Consider the following 13497-nt stretch of genomic DNA (forward strand, 5'->3'; position numbering starts at 1 on the left):
TAATCCCAGACTTATTGGTTCCCGAGCTCTTCCGATCTGGAGTTTTTGGACAAACATAGTGTTCCCTATTCAATTCCAAGGAGCTTAGAGAATTCTGGAAGCTCAAATTACCAAATTGCTGAAGGAATTGGAGATTTTTTTAAACAGGTGAATAATAAAATACAATCACTTAAGTTAAGTGAGCAGTTGCAGTTTAAGGAAAAACTTATAAGTGATTTGTGGCTAAAAAATCATAGCAGTAAAACTATTGAACTTCCTTCTGAGGGAAGTCCAAATAATCCTATTTTAGCGGAACAAGATAATAGAATTTCTACTTTAGAGAATACAATACAAACATTTGTAGAAAATACCGTACAAACATCGCTACGGCGTCCTAGTTATCATATAGAAATAGAAAATTATCAAAATAAAGGAGACACTTTTATGGCTGATACCACTAACAATGACTTTAGCAGTGGAAATTTTTCTCAAGGAGTTGTCAATGTTGACAAATCTCAAGGTAACCGAGTAGACGGACCAATTTATGCCAACCATGTAGGCGGAATAATTAACAATTATCCTGCCGAACAAAAGCAAAACTTAGCAGATGCAGCAGCAGAAATTCAAGAGCTTTTACAACAACTCGAACAAAATTATCCCAATGCAACAGAAATTGAAAAACAGAGTGCTTTAGCTGTAACTTTACAACAGGAAATTCAGCAAAATCCCACATTAAAAGCCAGACTAATTAACGCTCTCAAAGAAGGAGGAATCGAAGCATTGAAAGTATTATTTGGTCCTATTGGAATTCCCATTGAAATGGTCAAAGGTTGGATCGAGGCAGAAGCTTCATAGTTGATCCAAAAAGTAGGTGGTGGGTACATATTTATCCACCGAATGTTAATGGAACATTTTGCTCAAATGACTAATAAATAACAAAACAAACATTAACTATCAATATATAATTGTTTAACCGGATTTGATATAACTCAACTTGCCAAGACTATAGCAAACTCCTAAAAACTATCAACGGCAATAATCAGAACGACGAAAAATTAATAATTAAAAACATGGTTGAACTAGAAATACTTAAAAAACTCCAAGGAACATCTATCGAAGAACGCATACTGATTATTGAAGCAATTCTACAAACAGTTAAAAATGATATGCGCTCAACTTCCTTAAAACAGCTTTCCTCAGAAGAGCGGCCTTTGCGAGGGAAAGTCATTAATTACGATCAACCTTATGAAGCAGTAGCTCTAGAAGATTGGGAAAAATTAACATGATTATTCTAGATACTCATATCTGGATTTGGTGGGTTGATGAAAATCCTAAACTGTCTCCCCAAAACCTAGAAATTATAGAGGCAAATAAAGTAAGTGGTGTAGGAATTAGTATTATTTCTTGTTGGGAAATTGCCAAATTAGTTGAGAAAAATAGATTAACTTTTGAGTGTTCTGTAGAAGAATGGCTCAAACTCGCCCTCAATTATCCTGGTGTTCAATTGCTAGAGTTAAGCCTACAAATTATTATACAATCTACTCGACTATCTGGATTTCATGCCGATCCAGCTGACCAAATTATTGTAGAAACAGCTCAAGTTCATGACTCATTATTAGTCACTCAAGACCAAAAAATATTGAATTATTTTCAAGGACAAACACCATGAAAATTAATATAGATTGCAACAGGAGGTTTATAACTGTTAACTATAATCCGTAATAATCAACAATTATTTTTTATATGCGGAATAGTAAAATATTTCCACTGCCACTAAACTATAAATATTGTGAAAACAGACAGTATTTTCTATCAAATATTTCTCAACTTTCCGACAATCTTCTTTGAACTAATTAACCAACCCAATACCAATACTCAAACTTATGAATTTACCTCCCGTGAAGTCAAACAACTATCTTTTCGTTTAGATGGTTTATTCTTACCAACTGACAATAACCCCAATAAACCCTTTTATCTCGTTGAAGTCCAATTTCAACCTGACGATAATCTCTATTACCGTCTCTTTGCCGAATTATTTCTCTTTTTACGACAATATCAACCCCCCAATCCTTGGCAAGTAGTTGTTATTTATCCTAGTCGTAGTATCGAAAGGGAACAAGATCGGCACTTTGGCAATATTTTAGCGTCAAGTCAAGTCCAACGGATTTATTTAGATGAATTGGAAGAAACTGTAAGTGGTTCATTAGGGATAAGAGTTGTTAAACTGGTGGTAATTAAGCCAGAAAATCAAGCGATTAATTTGGCTAAATCTTTAATTTCTCAAGCAAAACAGGAAATTACTGAGCAAAAAATTCAACAAGATTTAATTGACTTGATTGAAACAATTATTGTTTATAAGTTACCTCAAAAAACCAGAAAGGAGATTGAAGCAATGTTAGGTTTAAGTGAATTGAAAAAAACTAAAGTTTATCAAGAAGCTTTTGCTGAAGGTAAAGATGAAGGCAAAGTTGAAGGCAAAGTTGAAGCCAACTTAAAAACTGTATCTAATATGATTCGTTTAGGTTTGAGCTTAGAAATTATTGCTCAATCATTAGAGTTATCTTTAGAGGAAGTTCAAAAATTAGTCAAACAAACTGAAACAACAGATTGAATATTTTGGCAATTTAATTAATCTAATCAAATCTCAATAACTGAAAAGAAAAGGAGGTACAAAAATTATGTGTGTAACTTGCGGTTGTTCTGATAATAGTCAAACTACTATTACTAATGCTCAAACAGGAGAAAAAATGTCTTTAAATAACCATAATTCCCATACTCATACCCTGCCAGATGGCACTGTTATTACTCACACTCATTCTCATACTAATACTCACGAACATCCCACCTCTCCCCATGAAAATAATCATCAGCATCAAAAGTCTGAAATTCATGCAAAAATGCACGGAACTACTATTAGTTTAGAACAAAAAATTTTACTGAAAAATGACCTTTTAGCTGCTCAAAACCGAGGTTGGTTTAAAGGTCGAAATATTCTGGCATTAAACTTAGTTAGTTCTCCTGGTTCTGGCAAAACAACTTTATTAGCTCGGACGATTAATGATTTAAAATCTGAGTTAACATTTAGTGTCATAGAAGGCGACCAAGAAACTATTAATGATGCAGAAAAAATTCGCCAAACTGGTTGTAAAGTTGTACAAATTAATACTGGTAAAGGCTGTCACCTGGAAGCTGCAATGGTAGAGAAAGGTTATACAGAATTAAACCCTCCTTTAAATTCAGTTTTAATGATTGAAAATGTGGGTAATTTAGTTTGCCCGGCTTTATTTGATTTGGGTGAAAATTCTAAGGTCGCCATTCTATCAGTAACTGAAGGAGAAGATAAACCAATTAAATATCCCTATATGTTTAGAGAAAGTCAGGTAATGATTCTGACTAAAATTGATTTATTGCCTTATGTACAATTTGACGTTAATCGTTGTATTGAATATGCAAAACAGGTAAATCCTAATATTAAGATTTTTCAGGTTTCTGCCACAAGTGGGGAAGGTTTAAATGATTGGTATGAGTGGTTAAAAAATCAAATTATTCTTTAAAAGAGGGAGTAGTTAAATAATTAATAATTAATAATTAATAATTAATAATTAATAACTGGAGAGTACAAAGTTATTCCAAAAAACTATTTGCTTTAAAGGCTGAAAGTATTACTGGAAAAAGCTTACAGTACTTACAGCTTTGAATAAAGAGTTTTTCACCCTTAGATCGCTGAAAGCCTTAGCTAGCAATAGTTATTCCTAGAACTTTGCACTGTCTAGTTAATAATTAATAATTAATAATTAGGGTTTGCTGAAAAAGTATGAGTGGTAGGGGGTAGAATCCAGAATCCAGAATCGGTGAAGTCAGGAGGAATGGGAATTATAGAAGAAGTAGCCAGAAAAACCTTCCCTTAGTTTTCTTCCCCTATCTTGCTGGAAATCCTAGATTTTTGAACCATTACCACCTAAAAGCTAGCATTTTATTAGCACATAAATTAGCTAAAACACCTATCTGTAAAGAGTTTGAGTTTTATTCAGCAAGCCCTAATTAATAATTAGAGGGTATCTGTAAATAAAATATTAAATCCTGGTGTAGGGTTGGATTGGGCAGATTACATGGTTAAAGTTAATAGTTAGCTTTGTGATTCGCCGTAATATCATGTCCGGTTGAACAGTTATAAATAAATAACGACGGAGGAGTCAGGAGTCAGGAGTCAGGAGTCAACCCACCCCTAACCCCTCCCAGGAGGGGAAGACTGAAGTTGGAAGAAGGAAGAAGAAGAACTGGAGTTGAAGGAGAAAGTTTTTTGATCACGCTATTATCCGGACATGATATAACCCAGTAAAACGTAAACTTTTGAGCATCTCTTAAGATTTATTTTACAGATACTTTCTCAGGATTTAGGGGAGTTATAGAAGAGGTAGTCGTTGATCATGGTTTCTTGATTTGTCTGCCATAATCGTCCCAAGAATACTAGCTTTTTGCAGCTCTTTCCACCGAAAACAGGCGCACTTTTTTAGACTAAAAAATACTACAACCAATATCAGTCAATGCGCGCGATATTTAATCAGCAGAGCAATAATTAATCAGCACTCCTGAATTCTGACTCCTGACTCCTGACTCCTGAATTCTGAATTCTGAATTCTGAATTCTGAATTCTAACTCCTGACTTCTTTAATACTTCTATAAACTGGGCAAATAAACCACACGGAAACCTCTGTTATTGCTGCAGAAGCCGGCATCTCCCCAGAGACGGAAGGCACTCCGACAATTCCCTGGTTCATCTTCCCAATACCCACCACGAAGCACTCGTATCTTACTATCCCCTTTAGCTTCCCAAGCACTACCATCATTAGGGGCACCTTCATAATTATCATGCCTAATATCCTGACACCACTCCCACACATTCCCGTGCATATCAAATAAACCAAAAGCGTTAGGAGGAAAAGTGCCCACATCAGTTGTCTCTCCTCGATATTTGCCTTTAGGGGCATCGCCATAGGAATAGTTGCCATTATAGTTAACTAAATCAGTCGTTATAGTTTCCCCAAAATAAAACGGTGTGTTTGTACCAGCGCGACAAGCATATTCCCACTGACTCTCACTAGGTAGTTTGTAAGTTTTCCCAATTTTTTTTGATAACTTTTGACAAAATGTTGTAGCGTTATGCCATGTTACAGTTTCGACTGGGCGCTTTCCTCCTTTAAAATGAGAGGGGTTTTTACCCATAATGGCTTGATATTGGTCTTGAGTAATAGGATATTTACTCATATAAAAAGGTTGGATAGTAACTTCATGTTGGGGAGTTTCAGGACTATCTGCTTCTACTTCATTTTTTGCCGAACCCATAACAAAACTACCCCCAGGAATAGAAACCATTTCTAACATTACACCTTTACCCAAATCTTCAGTAAAAAATACTGCTTCATGGGAACTACGATTAATTTCTTCACCTTTGCTGTTTACGGTTATTACATCAAATGGTTTTGGTGCAATTGGTTTCAATACTAACTTCACTTTTAAATTAGCATCTGCTTTTCCTTTAGTAATATAAAGATTACCTTCCCCCTCGAAATTAAAACCTACTTCTACTTCAGCTTGTTCAATTTCCATATCTTTATTAATTTCTTGCCAAGCTTCAGCAATGGGGCGACTAATACTAACTAATACAGGTTTAACTTGTGCAAAACTAGATTTAACATTTTTAACAGCATTAGTAGAAATCGGCTTTGCTTCATTATCTGGAACTTCAGCTTCAACCAAAATCCCATCTTCCAGTTGAATTAATCTGGTGGCCATATATGTTAATTCCTGAATTTAACTGCTATTATAATTTAAACATATTCCAGTAATTTGCTATATAAATTTTGAATAACTGTAAGCATTCAACAATCAGCTATTAGCTATCAGCTATTGCTTTGAACACAAATTCCTATTTTCTGTATAGCGCTAGGGAATAGGGAATAGGGAATAGGGAATAGGGAACAGGAAATAGCAAACTTTAAAAGGGTTTTAGGATTGAAAAATGTCCTAACCAATTATTGTAGTACTATATAAATAAGGTTGATTTGCGCAAGTCCTGTACATAATTAAATGATTGAACAACTATAGCATTATTTTTGGACATTACCATTACAATGCAGCGCGATCGCAACTCAAATAAAAAAATTATCAACTTCATAACTTGTGACTTAATGAAAGGGGTTCAAATCCAAGTATTAGTAGATGCAACTAACCTTGCTGAAATACCTCATTTGCTTCAGAATAGTGGTTAACTAAACTCCTTGCGATGGTTGCTAGTGTTAGTTACTAATTTTCTGACAAAGAAATATTACGAAACTCAACCTTGATATCGTTTTTGTAGTAAGAACTTCTCAACAACGAACTAATTTGAAGACCTTCTATCTTGTTGACTTGAAGTTGCACATTATCAAAAGTAATGGTAGCTTCTATGGGTACGTCTTTGATCAAATTGCTTTTAACATAGCTCGTGTCACTATTTGTTCCTAATTTAACACTTGTTGCTAAATATTTTTTATCTGCCTCAAATATCCTGCTTTTTCTACCACCAGAATTTGAATACAAGTAGAACTCAACGTTTTCTCGTTTACTTGTAATTAATAGAGTACAACTAATTGTTTGACTAATTGAACCGACATTAGATTTTTGGCAACCCTTAAGTTCATAGATAAGACCTTGAGCTTCAAAGGATGTTGCAGGAATTTCAGTGATTTCAGCTATTTTAATCAAAATTGCTTCAGTTGAAGCAGTTGTAAAAGTCGTCGAATATTTGTTTTCATTGTTGATTTTTTGTACCCTCTTCTCTAGCTCATCCTTTGCAATTTGATAATCTTCTAGTTGATTTTTCAGTTCAGTTCGATTAGCTTGTAGTTTCTCAACTTGTCTAAGCTTATAACTGCCAAAAGCTGCTAAGGGAGCTACGAAAATTATTAGTATCAGGGCAAAATTCAAATAATTTTTCCATTGCCGTTTTTTAAACTCTCTACTAACTTGTTTAGAAATCTCCTCAATGTCATTTTTACGAAGAACATCTGATAATCCTAGTTCTACTAGACTCTCCTGAACAGAATCAATTGTACTTCTTCCTTCAAGCTGATTTCTCCTGCCAGAAAGTGTTTCTACTAAATTTTTAAATTTGTCCTTACTCAAACTATTTTTTAAACTTATTTGCTTGACAACAGATGAACCATGTCCTTTGTTGTCAAAAGCTTTATACTGTTTATGATGGTTTGGGAAAGCTTGCCAATTAATCCCATTTCTAAATATCAAGTCAATAGTTTCTTGAGATTTTCTGATTAACTTCTCAAAGTCTCCAGGTTCAAAATAAGTGTTTTCTTTAAGGGGACGACGTTCTTTGAATATAAATTTTTCTTTTTTATTCCCTATTGTTCTCAGAAAAATATAATCGCACTTAACATTTTCAAAACTGGTGTGAAAATTAATATGCCAATCTTCTATACAAGCACCTGTTAAATTTGCTTCTTTAAAATTTGTCTCTATGGCTTGAACTAATAGAAGATTAGCTCCAGTAAGGTTAGCTCCACTGAGGTTAGCTCCACTGAGATTAGCTCCAGTAAGGTTAGCTCCACTAAGGTTACTATTTGCAAGATTAGTATCTTTTAAATTAACATTCCTTAAATTAGAAAAACTGAAATCTGCACCACTTAAATCATCTTCACTCAAATCCTCATCACTTAAATCAACTCCAACATAATCTTCTGCCAAATTAAGTCCTGCAACTTTCGCTAATTCTGATAGCTTACCTGTTGGTTCAGATTCAATTTCTTGAAAAAGAGCACCTAGCTCTTCAGGAGTTAGAGGGTTTTTCATATATCAACTCTACTTTACTCAAATATTCTTTAAGCTTTGGTTCTAGGACTTGTTTAAAGAATACACGAATTTTTGTTTCTTTTTCTTTAGAGGGAGTCCAATCATCCCAAGCGCCATCTTGAGCAGTTATTTCTATATCGTTTGTATTTACTTGAATTTCAAAGGTAGCACAAAGAGTATAGCGATTGCCTAATTTATTGAGAATATATCCCAGTATTTCATCTTTAAGCGTACCATTTAAAACTTTTGATTTCTCTTGATTAGCTTTAAATTCCCAACAAGGAGTCCTATCATTTCCTGTAGCACTTATAATCCAATTTTTTTTCTGAGTTTTAATAAATTTACGTTCACTCATAGGCATTACCCCATTGTGAAGATTAAACCTTAATTTGCCATGCTTTATGCCAAATCTGATATAACTTTTTTGATTATTTTTATAGATAATTTCTTCATCACATTCACCAAAACTAATATCTAATACAATACCAATTGCTTGACTTTGATTAATTTCTTTTTGTGCATCTCGAAAAAAATCTAATTGAACATAAACTAATTCCCCATTATACTTTTGATCTACTTTTTTTTGATATAATCCTCCTCAATTATGCGAACTATATCTTGATTCGGGACTTTTTCCACTCCCATTTCTTCTTTTGGTAACAGCGTTGGTAAAGGAACTTTAGGATTTTTTTTTATTTCTATAAAATTTTTGACCCGGACATAAGTTCTGCTTTCCCGATTTTTAAGCTTGCAAATTGAAATATGGTCTTCATCCAATGGTATTGGAATCACACCTTTAATGCCAGGATCTGCGCTAGTTTTATCTACCACTAAAACACCAACATTGCTCCAGTAAGTTTTTTGCTCTTCACAATAAACTTGTATAGGAATCTTACTTAGCTTTTTTTGATTCCGATGAACATTTGTTAGCTCTCGCAACCGTGGATGGTGAGCTTCCAATTCATCAATGCTAACGGTAGTTTGGAGAACCCAACCCATATACTTAACCAAATTGGCTATATTAGCTCCAGAATGGGGTGTAGAAAAGAAAACAATACCTTTAGTTTGGTCTAAAATTGCTTTCCATTCTGGAATCCCATAATCTATTGCATGACGCAGCATCTGTTTTACCAAAAGTCCTCCCATGCTGTGGGTAATAAAAAATAAGGGGCGATCGCCAATTTTGTAAGAGTCAAGAACTGCCAGAATATTAGTAGCGCGATCGGCTAGAGGCATTGTAGTACCTTTCCACTCAAAAGATTTTAGGTTGTATTCTAGAGACCAAATGCCCATATCTGGTAAATCTTCTCCCAACCAAGCAGGCCAAAAATTGTCATCATCACTTTTTTCTTGAGGATGCCAAGTTTTACGAGGGTGTCCATCCAACCCATGAACAAAAATTACATCTCCAGTACGGTTTTGGTTATCACAGCCAGATATTTGTATGATTCTTGATTCACTCATAGTATGCAACTAGATTTTTGTTTCTCCTGTCCTGTATTAGTAGAAAATTGACTTAAGACGAGCTTAACTAACCTGGTAGTTAAAAATGCCGATTTTTTTATTATCTGGACTTACGCATAACCACCACATATAGTAAGAGCAAACGGCCATTCGCCCCTACAGATAGTATATAATTTTGTATTTTGCGTAAGTCCTGATTATATATTCTATTATTAATAGACATCACCGGAAACTAAGTTTTTTTCTTGGTATTACAAGGGTTTGAGATTAATTATCAGAGAGGTCTAATGCTTTTTATCTTCTGATAATTCGTTGAGTTTATAAGATGTTTTACTAACAATATTAAAATTTTCTGAAGGAATAATTTAATTTCAAACTTAACGAGACATTTAAAGTTGTTGACGTAAAGTTTTTTTAGCATTTGACGCTCTTGACGTGGGCCATACGGGTTTAGATTTTAGATTCTATAGAGACGTTCCGGCGGAATGTGTCTATTTTTTTTGACCTAAATTTCCTATATCTCTTGATATAGCTACCTTTTAACATCCTGAAAAAATTTTTCTCCCACCCCCTTGACACTTCATGTATTATTTATGTAGTATATAAATGTGGCAGTCAAAGGAGAAGTAAATAACCTCTAGACAAAAAAGCCATATCTGCACCTTGAAAACTAAATAATTAATCGGAATTTTCACCAATATCCATCAGGTATTACACGAAACCTGAATTGCATAAGCTATTACTTTACCGAAAAATTCAGGTATAAATCCTCTCCATTCATGGAGAAAAAAGCGGTCGATTTTCGCAGCTTCCCGTAGGGTTGGATGGCGAGGAAACCCGCTCTTGCAGAGCCGCTCCGCTGTTAGCGTTTGCGGTAGCATTCCGGAACGGAAAGCTTTGCGGTAGCAAACGCCATATCCATGAGAGCAAGAGAAGAAAAAAATCCTTTGATCTAATCCTGTTCTTTATAAAAAGAGGTAATTCTAAATTCTAAATTCTAAATTCTAAATTCTTGAAACTCATGGAATTTTAGGTTGGTTTAAATCTGGTAAATTTCAAGATTATCAATTTTTTATCGACCACAAAGAAGCAGAAAATCAACTAAAAAAATATTCTGCTTTCTCAAATAAAATAACAACAGAAATTAGTAAAGTTCAAGAAGAATATCATCTAGAAAGACGATTCATGTTGTAACAAATAATATTCAAAAAATTAGGAGGTGTAGATATGGTTCATATTAGATTTGAAGGACGTTCTTATGATGTTACAGAAAATCAATTAGGCATCAGAGAAAATATGACTGAAAATACTATTAAAGAACGCCTAGCTCAATATTTTGATGTGGGTAAAGAACGCTTTAATTCCTACGTTTTAGACCATCGTCCCAGTGGAGACTTAATTGTTCGTCCCGAAGCTGTTTATGGTTAAATAAAGCTTCCTTATTAATAGGAATATCTAATCAAAAAAAATTGGGTCTAAAACCCCGCCTTGATCGGCGAAACGTTTTTGGAGCGTTGCTCTAATCCCCGTTACAAAAACAACTTCTGACTTCTGACTTCGTTATGTTCCGCACCCTAACTTGTAAAGCGTACATACATATGGTTTGCTAAACCAAAGGTTATAGGTTCGACTCCTATCGTCCCCGCTATTTTTAGGGGATGTAGCTCAATGGATAGAGCATTAGTATTTCTTTAAAACGCTTTATTGACTTGTGCGGAGCATAATAATAGTAGTTGAAATTCACTTCGTGCCCTAACAAAAAAAGCTTACATACTAGCTCATTGGTAGAGCATTTGTCTCAAGAACAAAGTGTAGCAGGTTCAAATCCTGTGTATGAATCAACAGCTTTTTTGACTTGCACGAGGTGATTTTTAACTACTTGAATTAAGCAGAGCAAAGATTTTTTAAATAGATGTACGGATAATTATATAGAAGTCGTTAGAAGAAAATATCAAATTTTTGAAATAAGTATAATCTCTTAAAAATAGAATGCTAACTTTGTACCCTAACAAATAAAGCATACATACATTACCCCTATCACGGGTCAATATTCGGGTAACCGAAATGACAGTATAAACTGCTTTTTTGACTTGTACAGAGTTATTATTGAGCTAACTCAAAAAAGGCAAAAATTTACATTATTTTTTTGACATAAAAAATAGTCTATTAAAAAAAATGCGTTACTTTTTAGAGATATATAAAATTTAGGGAAATTTTACCAAAAAATGAAATCTAAAGCCTCCCCTTTTAAGGGGATGAAAAAATATTTAGTTCAGTATTTCAAGCCTCCAGCTTTAGTCGGTGGTACTGATAACTGATAACTGATAACTGATAACTGATAACTGGTAACTGAAATGACTTCGCACCCCAACTGATAAAGTATACATACATTTCCTAACGGTCTTAAGGTAGCGATGTTTGGGCGACCGAAATAGCGAAGCTTTTTAAGTCTCTCTGAGATAAATATTAGCGGGTTCACTGTCATATAAAAAAACTGATAAGAACGGCCGTAACCGTATTCATTACTTTTTCGACTTGTGCGAAGTAATTTTTAACTATTGGAAAGAATAAAGAAGTAAAAAAAGATTTAATTTTCACCATTTTAAATATTTATGAAAACGTTAGTAACTCGCTCCTATCAAGGTGAAACGGATCTAGAAGCGTTCGCGCAGCGGTGCGGAGCACTATCGCTGAATTTTTCCAAGTTTGTGAAGTAGTCGATCGCTTAGATGAATGGGTATCTGTTTCGGATCTGCGACAAGAATTTAATGCTCCAGATGTAGATAAAGAGCGTGACATTCGTCTTTGGGAAAATGGAGAGGGTAAACTCATTGGTTTTGGAAAGCTATCAATACAAGAATCAGTTGATGCTTTTCTCTCCTTCAGAGTTCATCCCACTGTTAGAGGTGAAGGTATAGAGCAAGAAATCATTAGGTGGGGTGAAGCACGAATGAAAGAAGTCGCTAGAGATAAGGGTGTATATGCCAAGTTTCGATCGCCTGTTCGCGATACTCAAACCGAACGTATCGCATTATTAGACAGTTGTGGTTTCACACCAAAGCGTTACTTTTTTGAGATGGAGCGATCGCTTACCGAACCTCTTCCTAAACCGGAGTTACCTGTAGGTTTTACGTTGCAGTCTCACTCCTCTCCCCAGTTTTCTGGCAAGCAGGAACAGCGAAGATTTTTAGAAGCATGGGTAGAAGCGCATAATCAAACATTTATTGACCATTGGAACTTCCATGAGGTGAAAGTCGAGCAGGTGGAATATATAGTAAGCGATCCTAATTATCGACCAGACTTAACCTGGGTGGCAGTAGCTCCTGATGGTAAATTTGCAGCTTTTTGTTACTGTTGTTTTTATCCAGAAGACAATAAGTACAAGGGAAGAAAAGAAGGTTGGATAAATACTTTAGGTACTCGTCGTGGTTTTCGTCAGCGTGGTTTAGGAAAAGCGATGTTACTTTCTGGAATGGAGGGTTTACGAGTTGTTGGTATGGATAAGGCGCTACTTGGTGTTGATGCTGAGAACCCGTCGGGAGCAACTCGACTTTATGAGTCTGTGGGTTTCAGCAAAGTTCATACTAATATTGTTTATGGCAAAGAACTTTAAGTGTTTATGAAAACATTAGAAACTCGCCCCTATCAAGGTGAAACGGATCTAGAAGCGATCGCTGAATTTTTCCAAGTTTGTGAAACAGTCGATCGCCTGGATGAATGGGTATCTGTTTCGGATCTGCGACAAGAATTTAATGCTCCAGATATAGATAAAGAGCGTGACATTCGTCTTTGGGAAAATGCAGACGGTAAACTCATTGGTTTTGGGAAGCTCTTAATACAGGAAGTGGTTGATGGTTATTTCTCTTTCAGAGTTCATCCCACGGTCAGAGGTGAAGGTATAGAGCAAGAAATCATTAGGTGGGGCGAAGCACGAATGGAGGAAGTCGCTAGAGATCGGGGTTTATCTGTAAAGTTGCGAGCAGCTACTCGTGACGACAAAACCGAACGCATCGCATTATTAGAAAGTTGTGGTTTTACTCCAAAGCGTCACTTTTTTAATATGGAGCGATCGCTTGCCTACCCCTTACCAAAACCAGAGTTTCCTATAGGTTTTACATTACAGTTTCACTCCTCTGCGCAGTTTTCTGGTAAGCAGGAGCAGCGACACTTTTTAGAAGCATGGGTAGAAATGTATAACGAAACATTTAT

The 13497-nt window shown here is 35.1% G+C and carries 14 protein-coding genes and 1 tRNA gene; 10 read left to right on the plus strand and 5 right to left on the minus strand.

Annotation, left to right across the window (positions count from 1 at the left end):
- Positions 1-147 precede the first annotated feature (147 nt).
- The 5 genes from F6K54_RS27550 to hypB all read left to right on the plus strand — a co-directional run bounded on the left by F6K54_RS27550 (position 148) and on the right by hypB (position 3533).
- Positions 148-834, plus strand: a complete 687-nt coding sequence (locus F6K54_RS27550) for a hypothetical protein (RefSeq protein ID WP_293084764.1) — start codon at positions 148-150, stop codon at positions 832-834.
- Positions 835-1049: 215 nt separating this feature from the next.
- A complete protein-coding gene (locus F6K54_RS27555) occupies positions 1050-1265 on the plus strand; it encodes a hypothetical protein (protein ID WP_293084766.1) in 216 nt (71 codons plus the stop codon).
- Entirely contained in the window at positions 1262-1648 is a 387-nt protein-coding gene (locus F6K54_RS27560) for a type II toxin-antitoxin system VapC family toxin (protein WP_293084769.1), read from the plus strand. The genes F6K54_RS27555 and F6K54_RS27560 overlap by 4 nt, the downstream gene beginning before the upstream one ends.
- Before the next feature lie 120 nt (positions 1649-1768).
- On the plus strand, positions 1769-2590 hold the full coding sequence (locus F6K54_RS27565; protein WP_293084772.1) for an Rpn family recombination-promoting nuclease/putative transposase: 822 nt from the start codon (positions 1769-1771) through the stop codon (positions 2588-2590).
- A 67-nt stretch (positions 2591-2657) separates the two neighbouring features.
- Positions 2658-3533 (plus strand): hydrogenase nickel incorporation protein HypB, encoded by an 876-nt coding sequence (gene hypB, locus F6K54_RS27570; RefSeq protein ID WP_293084775.1) that lies wholly within the window; start codon positions 2658-2660, stop codon positions 3531-3533.
- Positions 3534-4656: 1123 nt separating this feature from the next.
- On the opposite strand, the gene F6K54_RS27575 is transcribed toward hypB, so the two are convergent.
- On the minus strand, positions 4657-5772 hold the full coding sequence (locus F6K54_RS27575) for a CU044_2847 family protein (protein WP_366558250.1): 1116 nt from the start codon (positions 5770-5772) through the stop codon (positions 4657-4659).
- Positions 5773-6092: 320 nt separating this feature from the next.
- On the opposite strand from F6K54_RS27575, the gene F6K54_RS27585 reads away from it, so the two are divergent.
- Positions 6093-6248: a hypothetical protein gene (locus F6K54_RS27585; protein WP_293084778.1), complete on the plus strand. Its 156-nt coding sequence runs from the start codon at positions 6093-6095 to the stop codon at positions 6246-6248.
- 34 nt (positions 6249-6282) lie between these two features.
- Here F6K54_RS27585 and F6K54_RS27590 read toward each other — a convergent pair whose 3' ends face one another.
- From F6K54_RS27590 to F6K54_RS27600, 3 genes are all read right to left on the minus strand, one after another.
- Entirely contained in the window at positions 6283-7824 is a 1542-nt protein-coding gene (locus tag F6K54_RS27590; RefSeq protein WP_293084781.1) for a pentapeptide repeat-containing protein, read from the minus strand.
- Positions 7802-8179: a hypothetical protein gene (locus F6K54_RS27595; RefSeq protein WP_293084784.1), complete on the minus strand. Its 378-nt coding sequence runs from the start codon at positions 8177-8179 to the stop codon at positions 7802-7804. The genes F6K54_RS27590 and F6K54_RS27595 overlap by 23 nt, the downstream gene beginning before the upstream one ends.
- Before the next feature lie 218 nt (positions 8180-8397).
- On the minus strand, positions 8398-9288 hold the full coding sequence (locus tag F6K54_RS27600) for a triacylglycerol lipase (RefSeq protein WP_293084787.1): 891 nt from the start codon (positions 9286-9288) through the stop codon (positions 8398-8400).
- Between the two features lie 1227 nt (positions 9289-10515).
- On the opposite strand from F6K54_RS27600, the gene F6K54_RS27605 reads away from it, so the two are divergent.
- Both F6K54_RS27605 and F6K54_RS27610 read left to right on the plus strand, forming a co-directional pair.
- Positions 10516-10716, plus strand: coding sequence for a hypothetical protein (locus tag F6K54_RS27605; RefSeq protein WP_124147285.1), 201 nt, complete (start codon positions 10516-10518; stop codon positions 10714-10716).
- Between the two features lie 339 nt (positions 10717-11055).
- Positions 11056-11124, plus strand: a tRNA-Leu gene (locus F6K54_RS27610).
- A gap of 436 nt (positions 11125-11560) precedes the next feature.
- On the opposite strand, the gene F6K54_RS27615 is transcribed toward F6K54_RS27610, so the two are convergent.
- Complete coding sequence (locus tag F6K54_RS27615; RefSeq protein ID WP_293084791.1) at positions 11561-11773, minus strand: hypothetical protein; 213 nt, start codon at positions 11771-11773, stop codon at positions 11561-11563.
- 189 nt (positions 11774-11962) lie between these two features.
- Between F6K54_RS27615 and F6K54_RS43875 the strand changes: the two genes are divergently transcribed.
- Both F6K54_RS43875 and F6K54_RS27625 read left to right on the plus strand, forming a co-directional pair.
- Positions 11963-12901: a GNAT family N-acetyltransferase gene (locus tag F6K54_RS43875; RefSeq protein ID WP_375342007.1), complete on the plus strand. Its 939-nt coding sequence runs from the start codon at positions 11963-11965 to the stop codon at positions 12899-12901.
- 6 nt (positions 12902-12907) lie between these two features.
- Positions 12908-13497: GNAT family N-acetyltransferase (locus F6K54_RS27625; protein ID WP_293084794.1), on the plus strand; the 590-nt coding region annotated here is incomplete at its 3' end.

Origin of the sequence: Okeania sp. SIO3B5 (assembly GCF_010692555.1) — a bacterium.
GTDB lineage: Bacteria > Cyanobacteriota > Cyanobacteriia > Cyanobacteriales > Microcoleaceae > Okeania.